The following is a 20,118-nucleotide window of genomic DNA, read 5'->3' as shown; positions in this document are numbered from 1 at the left end:
AAAAAGTATTTTAAATTGAAAACTTTTTTGTAATTCTTGAAACTTTTTTTATTTGATATTTTAAAATCCCCATGATCTCTAAGTATTTCAGATACAAATTGTAATGTGAAAATAAATAATCAAAAAGGGCAATATCATATTTAGAAAATCTAATTAAATTTTTATATTCACTCAAACGATAGTTTGATAAGTACCTAGTGTATTCTTTAATAATTCTATTCTTCAACATTTTTCTAAATTTTCTATCGGGGTCAATTTGTTTGCTATCTTGTTGCATCATTTTATAATGGAATAAAATTTGGCGGAATAAATTATATTCAGCTAAGATAAGAATAGTTTGATTTTTAATTCTACTTTTTAGAAATTGGTATCTTTCTTCTTGTACTTCCAATCCATCCAAATTTTTCAATGAATATTTTTTCTGTTTTCCCATAATACTATCTTCTCTTTGGACATAGTTGTATTTATCCAATTCGATAAATACATATTTCTTTAATTTGTAAAATATTTTATATGTAAGAAATCCATCTTCGTATAACTTGTCTGGATATCTTAAATCGGCAAACAGTTCTTTTTTATATAATTTATTACATGCCACATTCCTTATAGGTTTTTCTAATAACCTTTTTAAAGCAAATAAATTATCGCCGCTCTCTACGGTTCCATCTTTTATTTTGTCAGTTTCTAGTGGTTGTAAATTACTGCTCTTAATAATTTTTAAACTACACTCCGCCACGTCTGCATTATATTCAACTAAAAGATTGTATAATATCTCGTACATGTCCGTATCAACAAAATCATCTCCATCAATAAAACCAATAAAATCTCCTGCTGCAATATCAAGACCAGCATTCCTTGCTGAAGAGAGTCCTCCATTTTTTTTGTGAATTACTTTTATTCTATTATCCTTTTTTGCATATTCATCGCAAATTTCCCCACATTTATCAGGTGAACCATCATCTACAAGTATTAGTTCAAAGTTGGTGTATGATTGTGCTAGTATTGATCCCACACATTGCCGAAGGTATGGTTCAACTTTATATATCGGGACAATAATACTAATTTTAGCGCTCATATGAATCCCCTTAACTTCCTAGTTTGCCTATAAAATTAATCTTATTTAAAATATCAGATCTAAAGTTAAAAATTTACTCAAGAATATTAATGGTAAAACCAAATCCTTTAAGTTGTTAAGTTTCTCTAAAATCCTAAAGTCTGAAATATGATTATCCTTTAAATTTAGTTTTTCTAGATTTATAAAATATTGCATGCCGTCCAAATTGTAAATATTTTTTCTACTTAAATCTAATTCCCTTATCATGCTCAATTCTGAAATAGAAATCCATGGATCGTCAGGATTTGAGATGTATTCTCTAACACATATTTCCAAGTTTTTGTCAATAAAAGTTGCGATACCAGCTATTTCCGCAGTTGTATAAAATTCCAAATCTAACTTTTTAGCTTCATCAATGATTTCTTGAATAACTTTGGGTGATATTCTCCATTCTCCTGCTGCAAGCGAATCTTCTCCCCATCCAAAATCCTTCCAGTTAATTTCTTCTGGAATTAATGAATGGCACATAAAAACTAAATTATCGCCTGATTTCTTTGCCAGTTTCATTATTCTTTTAATATACTTTACATCAGTTAGATTCTTACTATCTATAATGATAGATGGAAAAAATCCAGTATAATTAAATGGGATTAAGTTATTTTCGGATAAGTGTCCTCTAACGGCTTTAAAATATTTAGGCACTAACTCCTTAATATTCTCTTCATTAAATTGAGCATAGGGAAATGCGTATGTTACTGGTTTTTTAAACTTTTCTTTCGTTTTTGAATGCGATTGATTTTCGATCCAAGTGAACAGAGGTTTAATGTCATCTTCAATCCAACTAGATATCCCTTTTTCATTTGAATAAGTATTTGCGTTTTGATGCTTATATCCATGATGTGCTATTTCATGACCATTTGCTTGCAAATCTAGAAGCAAGTCTATTTCATCCTGTGAATGCTCCCTTTGGCCTTCAAAATGATGGAATGCATTTATATTAAAAGTTGCTTTGACATCATAAAATCCAAATAAATCTTTTCCATATTTGTACCATTGCTTAACTCTAAAACTATCATCAAAGGAAAAAGAAATACCTGGTTTATTTAAATATGTTGTTTTTTTGTTTGATTTTAGATTGGATGTGTAAATTCTTTTTTCCATTTGATGAATGATATTCTTAAAGTACTTGTACTGGTGGTAATACCGGGACTTTACTTTCCTTAGTGTAATGACTAACTGGCTTTTCACTCTTTAAAACACTCCTTTTTACTATTTAATAATGGATTTATTGTATGCTCCACATCCTTTAATTTGTTAAGTTTCTCTAAAATCCTAAAATCTGAAATATTATTATCCTTTAAATCAAGTCTTTCAAGATTTATGAAATATTGTATACCGTCCAAATTAGAAATATTTTTACCACTTAAGTCTAATTCTCTTATCCTGCTTAATTCTGAAATAGAGATCCACGGATCATCAGGATTTGAGATGTATTCCCTAACACAACTTTCCAAATTTTTGTCTATAAAGGTTGCGACACCAGCTATTTCAGCAGTTGTATAAAATTCCAAATCCAACTTTTTGGCTTCATCAATAATTACCAGAATAACTTCGGGTGATATTCTCCATTCTCCTGCTGCACTCGAGTTTTCACCCCAACCAAAATCCTTCCAGTTAATTTCTTCTGGGATTAATGAATGACACATAAAAATTAAATTTCTTCCAGTTGTTTTTGCTAGTCCCATTATTCTTTTAATATACTTAACATCAGTTAGAAAGTTGCTATCTATTCGTATTGAAGGCGCAAGTCCAGTAAAATTAAACGGAATTGCATTATTTTCGGTTAAATGTCCTCTAACAACTTTAAAATATTTTGGCACTATTTCTTTGATATTTTCTTCATTAAAATGAGAATATGGAAATGAATAAGTAACAGGTTTTTTAAATTTTTCTTTCGTCTTTGAATGTGACTGGCTTTCCATCCAGGTAAACAAAGGTTTAATTTCATCTTCTAACCAACTAGATAAACCATTTTCAGCGGAATAACCCTTTGCATTTTGATGTTTATATCCATGATGTGCAATTTCATGACCGTTTGCTTGTAAATCTAGAAGCATATCTATTTCTTCTTGAGTGTGCTCTCTTTGACCCTCAAAATGATGGAATGCATTAATATTAAAGGTTGCTTTGACATCATAATACCCGAATAATTCTTTTCCATATTTGTACCAATGGTTAACTCTAAAACTATCATCAAAGGAAAACGAAATACCTGGTTTATTTAAATAAGGTGTGTTTTTTTTTGAATTCAATTTGAATATCTCAAGATTTTTTTCCATTTTATAAATAATGCTTCCATAGTACCAGTCATGCCTATACGGGGAATACCGGAACTTTACCTTCATAAATGTATTTATTAACTTACTGCTCACTCTTTCTGTTCCTCCCTTATTACCTTGTTATAAGCCCTACTGCGAATTAAAGGATTTGAGCCAAAATTTCATTTTCATACTCTGGATTATGCAATTTTTCAACTTTTGTTCCATTAGCAACTTCTCCAGTATATTTGTGCTTAACAGGAGTTTTAACTTGAGTCCTTTTTAAAAACCACTCATACTCGATATCTACATTTCCAATATCAACTGCTTGGTAACCTATTCTAGAAAGGTCATATGCTAATACCGTTGCTGTTGGGCCAAGTGCAAGCAGGATTAATTTTGACGTATCGTATTTTTTAACTGCAGTTAAAATTTCCTCATATTTTGCAAAAGCATTTTCAGCTGGGCATAAAATCCTTTTTAAGGATTTAGCATTGCTAAATAAATTATTACCTGCTCCTAATCTACTTTGTTCACCTTCAACGAGAATAATTTCTCTATCATCCCAGATCATTTTAAATTTAGAAAAGCGCTCATCTGACTTACTTTTATCTTTATAGTCCATATATAGACGCGTCACCATTGCATCATAATAAACTTTCTTATTTTTTAGCTTCCGATATATTTTAGTTCTGTTTAAAATTAAATACTTATTCCAGAAATTTTGTGCTCTATCTGTAAACTTATCGATATTCCTAAAAACATCAGGAATACATACAATATGATTTTTACTTTGAGAGCTAATAATTTCAATTAATCGTATACTCAAATCATTATCGTATTCTTGAAAGAATTGCTCTCCCTTAAACATAATATTAAATTCGCCATTTCCATAGCGGCTTACAGAACACCTTTCATTTATTATTTTGCTCAAGGTTTCATCTGTTGTTTTAACAACTGGGGGCTTAATAATAACCGAAATTAATTTATCCCTTAATACCTTAAAATGATTTTTTAAATCAAGAAATATATAATACATTTTTAACAATAGATTCTTCATACCTCTTACTCCTTATCTACTTACGTAATAAACTCATTTAATTCTTTTTAAAATAACTGAGGCGGAAAAAATTTTTATTATCAACTAAACATTTTTTTACTTTTATCGCTTGTTCTAAAAACCAAACTAAATAATAATTATTCGTTTTTAATAACTTCATATATCGAATATCTTCTTTTGACGTATCTGCCAACTTTATACACTCAATAAATTCTCTGGAATTCAAAATTTGGTTATTATAGATTAATTTTTTTATTAATTTATCTTTATTTCGTTCATCAAAAGTATTCTTAAGTACATTCAAAAAATTCAGATAAAAATACGTAGCAAATTCCTCAACTTTTTCCCTATCACCATTATTTTGTTTCAAATAATCTTTCCAGGCGTAATACACCATTACAGAAATATCAAATAAATCTTTACGATAGCCATTCATTAAACTGTATTCATTCGAGTGAACGTAATTATATGTAATTGTTGGGATTGTAACAAAAGTATCCATATGACTCATATAAGTTAGGTTGAATAGTAAATCTTCTCCCCTATTTACATTAGTATCAAAAAATATAGAGTTTTCAGCGATTATTTTTCTGTCATATATTTTGCAACATAAACTTCCGGAAAGACCTTTTTTATATGTTTCAAAATAATTACCTTTATCAAATGAATCTTTTTTTGGAAATGCTTTTATGATTTCTTCTTTTTGTTTTCTGATTTGATATACAAATCTAATTCCACTAACAGGTAAGGTCTTCTCACCTTGCTTAATAGACTCATAAAGTTCACTACACCAATTTATTTCAACGTAGTCATCACTATCACAAAACATCAGGTAATCCCCTTGGGCAAGAGCAATTCCTGTATTTCTTGCGTTAGAAACCCCTCCATTATTTATGTGAATGACTTTAATTCTACTATCCTCTTTTGCATAGTACTCACATATAGTGCCACTTTTATCTGTTGATCCATCATTAACTAATATCAATTCAAAATCAGAAAAAGTTTGTGCCAATATACTACCTATGCAGCGGTTAATATATTTTTCTACATTATAAACAGGTATTATAATTGAAATTATAGGTTTAATTTCCCCCACCTCAATACACAGACTTTAATCTGTAATAATATTTAGATTGTGATAATTTAATAAATCCAACACTAAACAAAACCGTACATCCCAATACAGAAAGAAACAATATTGCTGGGTTTTCTTTGCCAATATAATGTGACAAAATCAGACCATTAATATTAATAAACATGGGATGTACAAAGTAAATTATTGAACTCATCTTTCTTAATAATGGATAAAATGTATTGTATTTTAGTTTAATTTTACTTACCGTATTAAAAATAAAGAAAACATTGACTCCTGTTAATAAAACATAAGAGAATTTAGAAGTATTCCCAGAGGTCTTTAACATCCAAACCTCCACGCCTAGTAATAATAAACAGATACCACTTATAATTACGCTTAGCGGAGTGTTTACTTTTACTCTAAACTTTGAGAAAAAGAGCCCCATCATTATGTATGGGAATGCCCTAAATAGTCCAACACTTATTGAACTAAAGAGGCCGTATAATTTTATAAAAAGATCAATTAAAATGTTCTCACTGATAATCCAAGAATATGAATATACAATTGTCCCTATTAAATAAAAAATAACTGCAATTCCGATTACTAGCTTAACTCGGACGTATTTTAATATTAGAAATGAAAATATCATTCCATATATTAGTGAAACAATATACCACATATGATAATAACTTCCAGTAATAAAAATACTTAATACATAACCTTTAAAATTGGCTAAAGTTAAAAAACCACCGTAATACCAAAAGGGTATCCACCATATTAGATAAAATAATGTCCAAAAAATATATAGATTAATTAAATGCAAGATATATTTCTTTAAACTGCTAATATTCATTTTAACCTTTCCGTTTTTCAGATTAAACTTATTAAAAAAGAAGTAACCTGCACATACAAAAAAGAAAGGTACTGCTATTCTTGCAATAATTTCAACTAATATAAAATTTGCGGTTTCGTTATAGGATAGAAGGGGTGGTGCATGAATAATCACCACCAATATTGCGCATATAAATTTCATTACATCGACAGCATTGTTATTTTTAACACTTGTCATATTTATACCTCACATAACAATCAAATCAATTAATTCTCTAACAGCACCATTACCACCGTTAGATTTACAGACATAATCCACGATATCTAGTACTTCACTAATTGCATCTGCTGGACAAGCTTTTAAATAACATACTTTCATACAATCAATATCGTTTATATCATCACCGATATAGGCAATATTTTCGTATTTTAAATCATACCTATATATAATCTCATCCAAAACTTTTAGTTTATCCTCAATTCCTTGATGAACTTCTTCAATCTTTAGTTCAGCAGCACGTTTCACTAAAATCTCTGATCTCTTTCCTGTAATGATAACTGGTATGATATTATACTTTTCAAGATTAATTAATCGGTAGCCATCTCTTACATTGAATGCTTTAAATACCTCACCATTATCACCGACATAAATTTTCCCATCGGTTAAAGTACCGTCAACATCCATAACTATCATTTTAATTTTTGATAAATCCTTCTCTTTAATCATATAAAAATACCAACTCCAAGAATATCGTTAACCCTTACGGTTCCAATCAATTTATTATCCCTAATGACTGGCAATGCTGATATATTGTGATCATTCATCATCTTTAAAGCATCTACAGCGAGCATATTAGGGTCTATGAAGAGGGGTGTTTTTATCATTACATCCTCTATTGATAAGCTATAAACATTCACTTCTCTTGTAAACGTTCTTCTTAAATCACCATCAGTAAAGACTCCGATTAATTCATTCTTTTCATTTAAAATATTAATAATTCCAATTGCTTTCGTACTCATCTCAATAATGGCGTCATTTAACTTCGTGCCAGCCTTTACAACCGCGTTTTTATTCCCTGTATGCATAATGTCACTTACTTTTACTAGCAATTTCTTTCCTAGGGAACCAGCTGGATGATACAATGCGTAGTTTCTATCTTGAAAACCATAAATTTTTGATAAACAGACTGCTAATGCATCCCCCAAAACCATCTCAACTGTTGTACTTGATGTAGGTGCCAAGTTCATGGAACAGGCTTCCTTAAATTTAGGAAATACAAAAGAGTAATCACTGTATTTCACAAGCGATGAGTTTTGGTTACCTGAGATACCAATTAATGTGGCACCAATCAATTTAATATTAGGCAAAATTCTTGTAATCTCTTCACTTTCGCCACTATAGCTAATAGCTATAACAATATCATTTGCTGAAATCATTCCCAGGTCTCCGTGTAACGCTTCAGCTGGATGCAGGAAAAACGATGATGTCCCAAGACTTGACATGGTAGCGGCAATTTTCCTCGAAACATGCCCAGGTTTACCCATTCCTGTAACAATAACTTTCCCGGTACAATTGGAGATTAGTTCTACAATTCTAACAAAGCTTTCATCCAGAGCATCTTTTACTAGGTTTATGGCATTTACCTCAGTTTCAAAAACAAATTTTGATTCAGAGAGAATATCAATTTGATGTTCCTTTTTAAATTCATTTAGAAAATCTAATTGATTCAACATCGCGCACCGCCTTATATATCTTAATAAGCTTTTTAAGCATCACTTCGATCTCATCAAGTTTCACCATATTAGGACCATCAGACTTAGCATTATCAGGATTTTCATGAACTTCCATAAATAAAGCATCAGCACCAACTGCTAAAGCCGCTTTTGCTAAATGTTCTACATACTCTCGATTTCCACCAGTCGATGTGCCGTTGCCGCCTGGTTTTTGAACACTGTGTGTTGCATCAAAAACTACTGGATAGCCGAACTTTTTCATTTCAATAATGTTGGTCATATCAACAACTAAATTGTTATAACCGAATGTGTTACCTCTTTCGCATAAAAGAATGTTTTCGTTGCCAGATTCTTCAACCTTTGTAATAACATTTTTCATATCCTTTGCTGATAAAAACTGTGCCTTTTTAATGTTAACTGGCAACCCGGTTTCTGCTGCTGCTACCAATAAATCTGTTTGTCTACAAAGAAAAGCAGGAATTTGAAGCATATCGACAACCTCAGCAGCAGTCCTTGCTTGGTAGGGTTCATGAATATCTGTTACTACTGGTATACCTAACTCATCTTTCACTCTCTTAAGAATACGAAGACCCTCATTAATTCCAGGACCTCTGTACGCTGAAACGGACGTTCTATTCGCTTTATCGAACGATGACTTAAAAATAAAAGGAATACCAAGTAATCCTGTAATGTCTTTCATTCTTGATGCCACTTCTATCACTTGTGCTTCTGTTTCAATTACACAAGGACCTGCAATTAATGTAAATATAGTGTTATCTACAGGAATATTACCAACTTTCATCGTTTTCATAACTTATTATCTCCCTTAGACATTTTATTTTTTAATTTATTACTTACCATCAGATTTTAGGAATATTTTTAACTGGATCTCTTTATAACTTCTTCTTTTTCTAGTTCTTCCATTAAGGTCGCAATATACTTTAATGCTGGTCCACAATAGCTTTGGTGACAATCTTGGATATCCTCTTTATTAAAAGTAACAAGCCAGGTAGCAATTAATGTGTAAATAAAAAATAGTTTCTCTACTGGGTCATAATCACACCTATTATGATCAAGAAAATTGTGTAGAATATCATAAAAGGGCTGCTTAGTTACTGCTAAAAAAACGGCGATATCTACCCACCTTGGCCCAAACCTAATACCTCCCCAATCAATTAACTTCAAGTCTTCTGATTGATTGTTAAATAACATGTTGTCTTGAAAAAAATCTCCATGTTGTAAAGAAAAATGCTTTGCTGTGTTTATTCGTTCGTAGTATTTGTGACCAACAGCAATATTGTTTAAATAATCTATAATCTGTAATGATTTTAAGTGATTATTATTCTTCAGGATAAATTGTTTAATTAAAGAGAAAACCTCTATATTCTTTTGATTAACTAAATAAAATGTCTTAAATAACTCATGTATATTCACTGGTTCAATGTTTTGGGTTATCGTCTGTTCATTTAAGGGGTAAAAAAAATCACAATTCCTCACAGAAGTTATAGAACTATTAATTTCATATACTTTCTCAATTAGATCAATATCAATTATTCCAGGCTCTATCCCATCTATTCTTTCCATTGTAACGAAACATAGGTCATCAACTTTTAAAATATTCAATATATTGGGAGTAATACTCTTGAAAGTTTTTAGTTTTTTTTGAAGTTCTTTTACAATAAATTCTCCATTTGCTTGTTTAACAGTTAGTATCTTAGTTAACAAAATTTTGTCTTCTAAAATATGCTCTATTAGTCCGTAATTTTCATGTCCACCTTTAAAAATAAAATTATTCGAGAGAAATATACTTTTATTAGAGATATTCCTTTCTATTTCACTTATTATTTCTTCAAGATCCTTATTATAGTTTACTTTTATTCCTCTTCTTAATGTTTTAATAGCTCTATCATCATTTCTGTTTTTCCAGTAAGCTCTTGCAAGTTTCTGATAATTATATAAATCTAGAGGAGCCATTTTAACTATTTTCTCACCTATTTTGACAGCTTTAAATAAAGTGTCTTTATTATAATAGAATTTTAAAAATTTCTCTTGTCGCCTAACATAAATTATCTTTTTTATCGTTATTATTACTCCATTTTCTAAAAAACTTTCTATTACCTTTCTATACTTGTTCATCTAATTAACCTCTTACTGGGATTTTTTTAGCATAGCCCAGAATGTACTCTTCAACCTTTTCAATATCTTTAGGTGTATCTACTGAAATTGTTTTACAATGTGCGTTTATATAATAAATGTCCTTCCTGTTCTCAATAAATCTAAAAGAATCGTTTTCTTCAATTTTTTCAATAGGCCCTCGAGGTGTTTCATGGTAATATTGAAGAGCTTTTTTCGTAAATGCTCCTACCCCCACAAATTTCTGGTAAGCATAGTTCATCCCACCCTTAGGGAATGGAATTGGGCTGCGAGAAATAAATAGACAAATCCCATCTTTATTGGTTACTATTTTTAAGTTAGATGTATCAACAACTTCAACGGGATCAGTAAAATCTGTCATTAAATTAGATGCATAAAATTCTTCTTTATTAAAATCAACTGGAATGCACTTTACGATATCTTTGGCTTCTATCGCTGGCTCATCTCCATTTATCATTACATAAAGGTCTGCTTCTAATTTCTGCGAAACCTCATACAGCCTTTCAGTTGCGGTATCATGCTCCTTTGAGGTCATGATAACTTTTGCACCAAAATTTTCGCATACGGTTTTAATTTCTTCGCTATCTGTAGCAATGTACACCTCTTCAAAGCATTTAACTTCCATAGAATGTTGATAAACCCACCAAACCATTGGTTTTCCCAGAATACTTGCTAAGGGTTTATTATAAAATCTTGTGGACCCACCTCTTGCAGGTATTACTCCTACTATCTTCATACTTATTACCACGCTTTCTAAAAAATGATGTTGTCAAAATCCACTCTTTCAAAGACTTCTAATTTCCCACCACGAGTTGCGTTGTATATTTTTATATAATGGTCATCTGCATATCTTCTTGCAGCAGTAAATGCTCGTGTTGATATTTCGACATTAGGAATATATAAATCATCTTTGTCAGTATTATACTTTTCACTAAAATAGTCTTTAGCAGTTTCATCAATTACAATTTCACCTTTATCGTTTTCCATTTTACTAAAATGATGGTCAACTCCCAAAAGATAAATTTCTTTAATTCCCATATAAACTGCCATTTGTATTGCGGTATAAGCAACAGTATTTCCCCAGAATATGCCTCTAACAATGTCTTCTGAAAACCTCGGTTCGACTTTACTGTCACCTAATTTAAAGATGTAATAGTTTCCATTTTGAAAGTTAATTGTGTAATCCCATGGAAAGTTAACAGGAAAAAACTTTTTTTCTATTTTTAAATTATTTATTTCCTCTTTACTTTTAAAAATTGTTTTTTCATCTTCTGAGCAGTAATATGTAGGTCGCCAATCAGTTCTTTCGAATAAATAGTAAATTCGATTGAAGGCAAATGTAATTTCATTTTGCAGTTTATCTAGGTCTTCTGTTTTCAAACTGGGTCCATTGCCAATAATAAAACATCTCATGTTTAGATGTTTATTTTTAAGTTTTTTTAAAGTTGCAGCATTTTGTGACAGTGGGAATAGATTAATTTTTATTTGTCGAGTTAATCTAAATAGGTTCGAATTTAATTTATTTTTATATTTCTTTATCATGCTAGACTCCTCGAATTGTATATACTATTCTATCCCCTTCAATTTCATTGCAGCTATTTTCGATTTCCTAATTACTTTGAAAGGAAATCTATAAAAGAAGGTTAAAAGTTTTTTAATATCAAAGACTAAGTATCTTACATCAATTACCTCAAAATCATCACATTTACTATAAGTATGGGTCCCAGTCAACTTTTTATGAAATTTAATGGGGATATCATCAGGTAAAATTGTAGAGATATTTTTTTCATTATAGATGGTATCTGATAATTCGATAACTTCATTGAATTTTATAGCTTTGCCATATCCACCATTTGAACAATCCTGAGATACCCTTATCAATTTACTGTTATACTCTAATAACCTTCCGGCTGGTCTTGAAAATTCGTTATCAGTGATAATCGGATTGTTCTTATGTGGTAGTAAATTGAATTCATTATCAAGAGTATAAAGGAATAACTCGTCACTATATGGACTAGGACACAATAATTTTGATACAAATAAATATAGTTTATCTTGATGGTTTAAAATTGTTGCATCAGACAATTGAATATTATCCATTAATACTTTGCTTAACTTCCACTCGTATGGGAAATTAACGGACTCATATAGTAGTAATTTTTTGACTGATGAGGTCTCAGGTATCATGTATATTTTGTTATTAACATTAAATACAAAAGGGTATGACATGTGAAAGGGTTCATTTAAAATAATCTGTTGATCCACTAATTTATTATCAATAACTATTGCAACACCAATTTCCCCAAGATTTTTTTTCTTGTTGAATGCTTCATAAAACATATAAATTTTATTGTTCAATTTATAAAGGATAGGATCAGCGTACCAATATTTTTTATTATTTTTAAACGCTATAAATTTTTCTTTATCATTCTTTGAAATCCCAATATCCTGTTTAACCAATCTATATGCAATCATATAATCAGTGCGGTAAAATCTTTGAAAAAACTTCAACATAACTATCTCCCTCTTAAGAACAATTATGCGTTTCAACCATTCTTCACTAGAACTTTTTAAATACTAGCTAACCTCTGTTAAATCATATATTTTTTTCATGATCACTTCTGGACTGTAATTTTTTAGAACATCACTTTTATCCTTTTTCAAAAGGTTATAAAGTTTTTCATCCTCTATTAAAGATAAAATCCCTTTATATAAGCCTTTTGGAGTTGGATCTACAAGTAAACCATTTTCTCCGTGACGTATAAACTCCATTGGTCCCATAGACTTTGCAACAATAACGGGTATATTTAAAGCTAGAGCTTCTAATACCGAAATCGATAATGACTCAACAAGTGATGGATGAACATATATATAGGCATTTTTAATATATGGATAAGGATTAGATGTAGCACCTAATAGAAAGAGATGATTTTCTAAGTGATATTCTTCTATACATCTTTCAATTTCTGTACGCTGTGTACCTTCTCCTATGAGATACCATTTCACGTAATATCCATTGTCAACCAACTTCTTACAAGCATGAACACAATTAATCATACCTTTCTCTGGTGATAATCTACCTACACTCAATAAAGTTATATTTTCATTATCATTTATATCATAAATAGTTGTATCATTTGCTTTTAGTTGAATGTCATTAACATTAATAATATTAGGTATCGTTATAGTTTTATTATTGATTCCATGTATATTACTGAGTAACATTTTTTTGCTACTATCCGATACAGCTATAATCTTGTCAAATTTTTTAAATACTTTAATCCAGCGTTTTATTAACTTATAAGGAAAGTCAAACGTACCATCATGCCACCAAGTTATCTTTTTTTTGCTATTAATTATATATCCTACAAAATCGGTGCAGATTCCTACTCGGTATGCAATGGCGCAGTCATAATTTTTAGGTAAATTAAAAAGTGGTTTTGCTAGAAACAAAGCCTTTTCCCCAATAATTTTTTCTAGTAAGAAAATTATCCTGAGACATAAAGCGAACCAATTCCTCTTTTTTATATTATCTAAAATACATTGCTTAATTGGTCCGTAAGATTTAGATAAATCAAAGTAAATAATATTAACCTCTTGAGGAACTTCATTAGCATAATCACCAAGGTATTCAAACAATATCAGGTCCACTTCATAATCATTATAATCTATGCTTTTTAGCACATTTAATAGAGAGTTCTCAACTCCCCCCACATTCAAGTGACCATTTACAAGCAAAATTTTCTTTTTCAAAATCTAACCTCACAGTGACTAATGATTTTTCTTCCTTATTATTGTTGGTTTTCTAGAAATTCATCAGTAAAGTGTAATGTTCTAGTCCTTTGGTTATTATGTATTAGCAAACTGTATATTCTAACCATTTTAAATTTTATAAGTAAAATAATCACTTTCATCTTCCATGAAACTTGAGGTAATTTAAATTCCTCAAATATTCCCTCAACTTTCGGGTTATCCATGATTTTTTCAATCATTACTCTTCTATCTTTACCATCATTCTCTGAATATTTTATTTGTCCTAATGCAGATAATGTAAGATACAACATATTAATTTTAATTTGTCTTGAAAAATCGAATTCACTAGTTTCTCCAAAATAGATTTTTAACCTTTCATTAATTTCAAGAAAAGAATTCCATCTTTTTTCACTATACGTATTGGTAGTAGATTTTGGGTTATTAAAATAATTATAATAGTGGTGATTTTTTAAATAGTAGAAATTAGTTGCATGATACATAATCTTCGACCCGAATATCGAATCTTCATCGTAATATATATCTTCTTCATAGAATAAATTGTTCTTTAAAAGGAACTTTAAATTAATTAAACAAACACAATTTGAAATAGTAGGAGGATATTCGATATTTTCAAACATAATTAAACATGGGAATAGCTCATTCTTTATGTCATCTTTTGAGTAATAACCGGCACGAATAGGTTGTGTTCGTTTATCTTCATAATAGATTGATTTTTTTTTGTAATCACACATAATAAAATCAAGATTTAATTGTTCGGCTTTGTTAATCATCTCCTGATACATCTCAGGTTCAATCCAATCATCTGAGTCAATAAAACTTAAGTACTTTCCTTTTGCAGTTTTAATGCCATCGTTTCTTGCTGCTGAAACTCTAGCATTTTTTTTGTGGATAACTTTTATTCGTTTATCTTTTTGTGCATATTCATCACATATTTGACCAGAGTTATCTTTGGAATCATCGTTAATTAATATAATTTCAAAATCTTGAAATGTTTGATTTAGTATACTATCAACACATCGGTGTAAATAACTTTCAACATTATAGACCGGTATAACCACACTGATTTTTGGAAGCATCTTTTGCCTCCTTTCTAAATTATTTTGTTACTTAAATTGATTGTCTAAGTTTATTATCAGCAGATATTAATTTTCCTTTATCCACTTTAAAAACAATGTCGCAATTTTCAATTGTACTTAATCTATGAGCAATAATAATTAAAGTCTTTTCTCCTTTAAGGCCATCTATTGCTTTCATAATCTCTTTTTCCGTCTCGTTATCTAAAGCAGATGTTGCTTCATCTAAAAAGATAATTTCCGGGTTATGATACAACGCTCTGGCAATTCCAATTCGTTGACGTTGTCCCCCTGAAAGCCTAACTCCTCTTTCTCCTACGACAGTATTTATTCCTTCAGGAAGAGTATCAATAAAATCCTTTAACTGTGCATCATCAATTGCCTTTTGAACAGCAAAATCATCAATGTCCTGATCGTTTATTCCAAAAGCCACATTGTTCCGAATGGTTTCATCTGATAAATATATGGATTGTGGGATATAGCCAATCTTATTTTTCCATATTGGCATTAGTTCATTTAAATCCTTCCCATCAACTACTATGCGGCCCATCTCGGGTTCGAATAGTCCTAATATGATATCAACAATAGTTGTTTTGCCAGCACCTGAAGTTCCAACGAAAGCAACAGAATGCCCATTCGGAATGGTTAAGGATAAATTCCTAATGGAATACTCCTTTTGATTTGGATAACGAAAATAAACGTTTTCTAATTTAATAGAATTACGGAATATTTTCTCTCCAGTATTTAGCTTTTCACTTTTTAGCTCATTGGTTACATCTTCTTGAATTGGATTTTTCCCGTAATTATCTTTAATTAAATCATCATAAACTACCGTCAATGCCGGCTGACTAAATCGAATGGAAGTTATTGTGGCGACTATTCTATTAATTGAGGGCATTAATCGAAATGCTGCCATAGCAAATAGTGACATGGTAGCCACTAATGTAGAGGTCTCTGTTCCTTGAAACACAATAATGACCATCGTAATAAGGACAACAGATACTAATAATGTCTCGATAAAAAGCCTAGGAATTTGATCTAGCGTATTTTTATAAATGGTATTATTCGCCATAACCTGACTTTGGTTCGCGTATGAATTCACAAAGTAACTTTCTTTTCCCGAAACCTTGATTTCTTTACTTGCCCCTAATCCTTGATTTACCCATTTAATCATCTCACGACTTACTTTTTGATTTTCTATTCCTAAATGAGTAATCTTGTCCCGAAAGATCTTAAAGAATAAAAGAACACTCCCACCCAATAAAACACCAGACGTTAGCGTGGCTAATGGCGCAGTAACAATTAGTAACGTAAGTATAAAAGTCATGATTAATATCTCTGTTAGCAATTGAAAACCTGCTAATAAAATACCATCAAATACCTTCCCTACTTCTCCGTTTACATTCCTTAATAATTCAGCGGAATTTCGCTGCAAGTGAAAAATATATGGTTTTGTTAAGTAGAGCTTGAACATCGTTCTGGATAGTTTTACTTTTTGATTCAAAATGACTTTATACTGTACAGAATAGAAAAATAATAAATAGGCATTCTTAACAATATATACTGTGAGTAAGCAGACAACAGCGAACAAAATAAACGTGTTGGTTGATTGAAAATTTAACATTTGGTATACAGTTGATAAAAAAGGTTGCTTTTGAATAATAGTAGCATTTGTTACAATTCCAACAAAAGGAACGATTAATCCAATTCCTGCCGTTTCAAATATTGCTGCAAGGATCATCATGAAAAATAGCAACAATAATTTTTTCTTATCTCTTTTATTTAAAAGAACCCCTAGCTTTTGAATTGTATCCCTCAATTTGTTCACACCTTAAAATATTATTTAAATGCATAAAACTACTTGTAGTTACTTCTTTTTCTCTTTACCGATAGTTTTGTTCGCTATAATGAACAATATAATTAAAAAAATTTTTTTAGTTATTGTTCTTTTATGTTTAAGCTTTATTTACATTATAAATTACAATTAATTCTTTTTAAAGAACATCTCTTCGACATAAATCTACAGTATTCAACGTAATACTTTACTTGTTTTATTAATCTTTTTTACTAACTGATGATTTTGTAAAGCTTATCTAGTTCATAACTATTACTATAGTCTTTATTACTAATGTTTTTCACTAATATATTCTTCATTTCTTGATTTCGATAAAACTCCTCTATCCCTTTTGCTAAGCCTGGAATACTTAGATCACAAATCAAACCTTCAACTCCATTCTCAATTTGACTAGAAGCTGTTGGATATTTTGTAATGAGGATAGGTTTACCAAGTATCTTTGCTTCTGAAACCGTTACGGCTTTACCTTCATATCTAGACGGCTGAACATATAAATCACATTTTTTTATATATGGATAGGGATTCGTTTTTTTTCCTAAAAGGATAAAACTATCTTTTAAATCATGCTTAGTGATTAAATCTTTCATTTCCTTTTCATATCCACCGTAACCGATAATGTACCACTTAATGTTGGTTAACCCTTTGTCATGCAACAATTTAAGAGCTTCTATTGCCAAGTCAAACCCTTTTACATAAGATAACCTTCCTACAGAAACAAGATTAAAGGTATTAGATCTTACTTGATTAAGTGGCACTTCTTCTTCAGCCATTTTCTTTATAAAATTAGGGGAGGTTATATTTTCTACCACCACCACTTTCTCCATCAGTGCTGGATAAGTAGATAAAAAGGCATCCCTGCATGCATCCGATACTGCAGCAATATCATCAAATTGCTTCCAAACTATAAGATCCAGCTCATTATCGATTTCCAACTTACTATAGTCGGTATGGATCCATGCAACTTTTTTCTTTGCTTTTACTTTATTTGCAATAATATCATGCGGCCAAGCATAGCTAATCGCAACATCGTATTCTTTATCAAGCATTGGTACTAAGAAGGAAGAATACTTTTGTGTTAGCTGCATTTGTATATATCCAGCTCCCTCTTCCATATTTCGGGATTTTGATTTTAATTTTGCTATATACTTTGAAACAACCCTAATAAAAGCTAATGAATACTGCTTTTCTTTAAGACACTGCTTTACAGGTTTCCGAAAACCAGAATACCTCTCTACCTGTGGTAAAATATTAACTGACTTAGGTATTAAACTCATAAACTCGCCCACATGATGAAAGATTAACAGATCTACATTGTACTTTTGATAGTCAAAGCTTTCCAACATATTAATTAAACTTCTTTCTATCCCACCAATTTCCATATTATAAACCGAAATTAAAATGTCCTTTTTCATCCTCTATCCACACCTTTAAACACTAAACTGCACTACCTTTTCTTTACTTTTAATTGGTTTAAGTTCTGTTTCTCGCTTATTTAAAAATAATGTATTTGATGGTATGTTACCTTTCACGACACTTCCCGCAGCTATAACGACATTATCACCAATATAGGTATCCCTTAGTATGACGACGTTTGACCCTATCCAGACGTTCTCACCGATAGTTACTTCTCCTCTAACTAAATGATCAGAGGTATTTTTTTTATAATTATGGTCATGATCGTTAATGCATACATTGGGAGCAATTTTAGTGTTTTTTCCTATCGTGATTCGGTTAACACAATTAATAATACAATTATCATTAATAAAGACATTATTTCCTATATCGAGTACCCCATTAAAATCAATGCGAATGCTCGCATTTTTCCGTATGAAAGTAAATTTACCAATAAATATTTTTGCCTGTTTATTAAAAACTTCTATCTTACTATTAGTTTGAAGAGAAAAAATGGAAGATTTAATGTTTCTAAAATATAAGACCTTATAAATCAGCCCCCTTAAAATTCCAACCATGTGGGTAAAATTCATTAGCATAGTAATAAAAACACCACGTTTTCTACTCTCAATAATTAAAGTCATGACTATTTTCTTACCTATAAGGACCATGCTCATTCTCCTTAAAACCTTACTCAACGATATATTCTTCTTAACCTGGCAATATTGTGACCACCTATGAGTTTGGACAGAATAAATTTAACTTTTCCTTTTATTCTTTTTCTTATTGGCAGCCAACTCTTATAAAAATGATGGATAGTATATGTTTTATCAGTAATGAATGTTTGGCAATTAATATAATCATATGGAGAAAAGTAAGTCTGTGGATAAAAGACTCCAAACTCATTAATCTCTTGCAGATGACCATTCTGTCTTAATCCCTTTTCCTCAAGTAATCTTGTAATAGTCACTACATTGGTTAATTGATTAAAGGTTCCATCTTCTTTAATAAATTTTTTTTCCTTATAAGAATCTAAAAATTCCTTTATTAATGCATTTCCCTTTTCCGCTCCAATCGTGCTTGTAGCAATATAGTTTTCTTGTTCAAAACCCCAAAAGGAATTGTGATGTAATAGATCATCGAATGGTTTAAACACTTCAACATCCGTATCTAAATATATCCCACCGTAATTATATAGCGCGTAAACTCGGACGTAATCACTAACAAAGGCATATTTCCCTGCGTTGTAAGCTTCTTTCATGTATGGATTTATATTTATATTAAAATTATTTTCATTCCATTCTAAGATTTCATAATGAGGTAAATGCTGCTGCCAGCTTTCTATACATTTTTTCACAAGCCAAGGTTTTTCCTTTCCGCCAAACCAACAATAATGAATTGTTCTAGGAATCTTATTAATATAGTCCATTTTTTTTACCTCTGTACTTATCAACAGCTGGATTCTGATTCTTCCATTTAATAAATTCAATTAAAGTTTTATAATCCTTAATTTGTTCTTTTTCAATTCCGGTTTGCTTTAATTCTGCTGCAAAATCAATCAAATCTTGATCTATTTTTTGTTGAACATCATTCGTCTTCTCTGAAGTTGAGAATATATCTAATTCCACTTCTAACACTGCAGCAATTCTTTTTACCACTTCAATAGAAGGATTCCGATTTAAATTTCGTTCGATATTACTTAAGTAAGACTTTGATACTCTAGCGCGTTGGGCCAATTCGGACAAAGTTAGTCCCTTTTTCTTCCTAAATTCATATATGTTATTCCCGATCATGACTC

20 protein-coding genes are annotated in these 20,118 nt (G+C 30.5%); all 20 read right to left on the bottom strand.

What is annotated here, in order from left to right:
• Positions 1-10: 10 nt before the first annotated feature.
• Positions 11-1,075 carry a glycosyltransferase family 2 protein gene (locus G8761_RS01425; protein WP_166022914.1) on the bottom strand — a complete coding sequence of 355 codons (1,065 nt, stop codon included), beginning with the start codon at positions 1,073-1,075 and terminating at the stop codon, positions 11-13.
• 45 nt (positions 1,076-1,120) lie between these two features.
• The gene (locus G8761_RS01420; RefSeq protein WP_166022912.1) at positions 1,121-2,302 is read right to left on the bottom strand and encodes a polysaccharide deacetylase family protein; all 1,182 of its coding nucleotides are present in this window, start codon (positions 2,300-2,302) and stop codon (positions 1,121-1,123) included.
• Complete coding sequence (locus G8761_RS01415) at positions 2,299-3,486, bottom strand: polysaccharide deacetylase family protein (protein WP_338000897.1); 1,188 nt, start codon at positions 3,484-3,486, stop codon at positions 2,299-2,301. The genes G8761_RS01420 and G8761_RS01415 overlap by 4 nt, the downstream gene beginning before the upstream one ends.
• 46 nt (positions 3,487-3,532) lie before the next feature.
• On the bottom strand, positions 3,533-4,432 hold the full coding sequence (locus G8761_RS01410) for an SP_1767 family glycosyltransferase (RefSeq protein ID WP_166022910.1): 900 nt from the start codon (positions 4,430-4,432) through the stop codon (positions 3,533-3,535).
• A 37-nt stretch (positions 4,433-4,469) separates the two neighbouring features.
• Positions 4,470-5,528: a glycosyltransferase gene (locus G8761_RS01405; RefSeq protein ID WP_166022908.1), complete on the bottom strand. Its 1,059-nt coding sequence runs from the start codon at positions 5,526-5,528 to the stop codon at positions 4,470-4,472.
• Position 5,529: 1 nt separating this feature from the next.
• Complete coding sequence (locus G8761_RS01400; RefSeq protein WP_166022906.1) at positions 5,530-6,576, bottom strand: acyltransferase family protein; 1,047 nt, start codon at positions 6,574-6,576, stop codon at positions 5,530-5,532.
• A 9-nt stretch (positions 6,577-6,585) separates the two neighbouring features.
• Positions 6,586-7,065 carry a KdsC family phosphatase gene (locus tag G8761_RS01395; protein WP_166022904.1) on the bottom strand — a complete coding sequence of 160 codons (480 nt, stop codon included), beginning with the start codon at positions 7,063-7,065 and terminating at the stop codon, positions 6,586-6,588.
• Positions 7,062-8,072 carry a KpsF/GutQ family sugar-phosphate isomerase gene (locus G8761_RS01390; RefSeq protein ID WP_166022902.1) on the bottom strand — a complete coding sequence of 337 codons (1,011 nt, stop codon included), beginning with the start codon at positions 8,070-8,072 and terminating at the stop codon, positions 7,062-7,064. Before G8761_RS01390 ends, G8761_RS01395 begins: the two co-directional genes overlap by 4 nt.
• Positions 8,044-8,883: a 3-deoxy-8-phosphooctulonate synthase gene (gene kdsA / locus G8761_RS01385; protein WP_166022900.1), complete on the bottom strand. Its 840-nt coding sequence runs from the start codon at positions 8,881-8,883 to the stop codon at positions 8,044-8,046. Before kdsA ends, G8761_RS01390 begins: the two co-directional genes overlap by 29 nt.
• A 68-nt stretch (positions 8,884-8,951) precedes the next feature.
• Positions 8,952-10,208: a phosphotransferase gene (locus G8761_RS01380; protein ID WP_166022898.1), complete on the bottom strand. Its 1,257-nt coding sequence runs from the start codon at positions 10,206-10,208 to the stop codon at positions 8,952-8,954.
• A gap of 4 nt (positions 10,209-10,212) precedes the next feature.
• The gene (locus G8761_RS01375) at positions 10,213-10,962 is read right to left on the bottom strand and encodes a 3-deoxy-manno-octulosonate cytidylyltransferase (protein ID WP_166022896.1); all 750 of its coding nucleotides are present in this window, start codon (positions 10,960-10,962) and stop codon (positions 10,213-10,215) included.
• 17 nt (positions 10,963-10,979) lie between these two features.
• Entirely contained in the window at positions 10,980-11,768 is a 789-nt protein-coding gene (locus G8761_RS01370) for a 6-hydroxymethylpterin diphosphokinase MptE-like protein (RefSeq protein WP_166022894.1), read from the bottom strand.
• A gap of 24 nt (positions 11,769-11,792) precedes the next feature.
• Positions 11,793-12,740, bottom strand: a complete 948-nt coding sequence (locus tag G8761_RS01365; RefSeq protein ID WP_166022892.1) for a glucosamine inositolphosphorylceramide transferase family protein — start codon at positions 12,738-12,740, stop codon at positions 11,793-11,795.
• A 63-nt stretch (positions 12,741-12,803) separates the two neighbouring features.
• Positions 12,804-13,979, bottom strand: coding sequence for a glycosyltransferase (locus tag G8761_RS01360; protein ID WP_166022890.1), 1,176 nt, complete (start codon positions 13,977-13,979; stop codon positions 12,804-12,806).
• Positions 13,980-14,017: 38 nt separating this feature from the next.
• On the bottom strand, positions 14,018-15,076 hold the full coding sequence (locus G8761_RS01355) for a glycosyltransferase family 2 protein (RefSeq protein ID WP_166022888.1): 1,059 nt from the start codon (positions 15,074-15,076) through the stop codon (positions 14,018-14,020).
• Between the two features lie 31 nt (positions 15,077-15,107).
• Positions 15,108-16,901 (bottom strand): ABC transporter ATP-binding protein, encoded by a 1,794-nt coding sequence (locus G8761_RS01350; RefSeq protein ID WP_338000896.1) that lies wholly within the window; start codon positions 16,899-16,901, stop codon positions 15,108-15,110.
• Between the two features lie 239 nt (positions 16,902-17,140).
• Positions 17,141-18,340 carry a glycosyltransferase gene (locus G8761_RS01345; protein ID WP_166022884.1) on the bottom strand — a complete coding sequence of 400 codons (1,200 nt, stop codon included), beginning with the start codon at positions 18,338-18,340 and terminating at the stop codon, positions 17,141-17,143.
• A 15-nt stretch (positions 18,341-18,355) separates the two neighbouring features.
• On the bottom strand, positions 18,356-18,991 hold the full coding sequence (locus G8761_RS01340; protein WP_166022882.1) for an acyltransferase: 636 nt from the start codon (positions 18,989-18,991) through the stop codon (positions 18,356-18,358).
• Positions 18,992-19,014: 23 nt separating this feature from the next.
• Positions 19,015-19,749, bottom strand: coding sequence for a glycosyltransferase family 32 protein (locus G8761_RS01335; protein WP_166022880.1), 735 nt, complete (start codon positions 19,747-19,749; stop codon positions 19,015-19,017).
• A complete protein-coding gene (locus tag G8761_RS01330) occupies positions 19,736-20,113 on the bottom strand; it encodes a helix-turn-helix domain-containing protein (protein WP_166022878.1) in 378 nt (125 codons plus the stop codon). The genes G8761_RS01335 and G8761_RS01330 overlap by 14 nt, the downstream gene beginning before the upstream one ends.
• Positions 20,114-20,118 lie beyond the last annotated feature (5 nt).

The organism is Neobacillus terrae, from assembly GCF_011393025.1.
In the GTDB taxonomy this organism is placed as follows: domain Bacteria; phylum Bacillota; class Bacilli; order Bacillales; family Cytobacillaceae; genus Neobacillus_A; species Neobacillus_A terrae.
Note: the sequence above shows the minus strand (reverse complement) of the source record. Positions and strands in the feature narration are given on the sequence as shown.

What these genes read in the sequence shown, in the direction of transcription:
- G8761_RS01425 (WP_166022914.1), bottom strand. Translation starts at nt 1,075, where the DNA reads ATGAGCGCTAAAATTAGTATTATTGTCCCGATATATAAAGTTGAACCA.
- G8761_RS01410 (WP_166022910.1), bottom strand. Translation starts at nt 4,432, where the DNA reads ATGAAGAATCTATTGTTAAAAATGTATTATATATTTCTTGATTTAAAA.
- G8761_RS01400 (WP_166022906.1), bottom strand. Translation starts at nt 6,576, where the DNA reads ATGACAAGTGTTAAAAATAACAATGCTGTCGATGTAATGAAATTTATA.
- G8761_RS01395 (WP_166022904.1), bottom strand. Translation starts at nt 7,065, where the DNA reads ATGATTAAAGAGAAGGATTTATCAAAAATTAAAATGATAGTTATGGAT.
- G8761_RS01390 (WP_166022902.1), bottom strand. Translation starts at nt 8,072, where the DNA reads ATGTTGAATCAATTAGATTTTCTAAATGAATTTAAAAAGGAACATCAA.
- kdsA (WP_166022900.1), bottom strand. Translation starts at nt 8,883, where the DNA reads ATGAAAACGATGAAAGTTGGTAATATTCCTGTAGATAACACTATATTT.
- G8761_RS01380 (WP_166022898.1), bottom strand. Translation starts at nt 10,208, where the DNA reads ATGAACAAGTATAGAAAGGTAATAGAAAGTTTTTTAGAAAATGGAGTA.
- G8761_RS01375 (WP_166022896.1), bottom strand. Translation starts at nt 10,962, where the DNA reads ATGAAGATAGTAGGAGTAATACCTGCAAGAGGTGGGTCCACAAGATTT.
- G8761_RS01370 (WP_166022894.1), bottom strand. Translation starts at nt 11,768, where the DNA reads ATGATAAAGAAATATAAAAATAAATTAAATTCGAACCTATTTAGATTA.
- G8761_RS01365 (WP_166022892.1), bottom strand. Translation starts at nt 12,740, where the DNA reads ATGTTGAAGTTTTTTCAAAGATTTTACCGCACTGATTATATGATTGCA.
- G8761_RS01355 (WP_166022888.1), bottom strand. Translation starts at nt 15,076, where the DNA reads ATGCTTCCAAAAATCAGTGTGGTTATACCGGTCTATAATGTTGAAAGT.
- G8761_RS01345 (WP_166022884.1), bottom strand. Translation starts at nt 18,340, where the DNA reads ATGAAAAAGGACATTTTAATTTCGGTTTATAATATGGAAATTGGTGGG.
- G8761_RS01340 (WP_166022882.1), bottom strand. Translation starts at nt 18,991, where the DNA reads ATGGTCCTTATAGGTAAGAAAATAGTCATGACTTTAATTATTGAGAGT.
- G8761_RS01335 (WP_166022880.1), bottom strand. Translation starts at nt 19,749, where the DNA reads ATGGACTATATTAATAAGATTCCTAGAACAATTCATTATTGTTGGTTT.
- G8761_RS01330 (WP_166022878.1), bottom strand. Translation starts at nt 20,113, where the DNA reads ATGATCGGGAATAACATATATGAATTTAGGAAGAAAAAGGGACTAACT.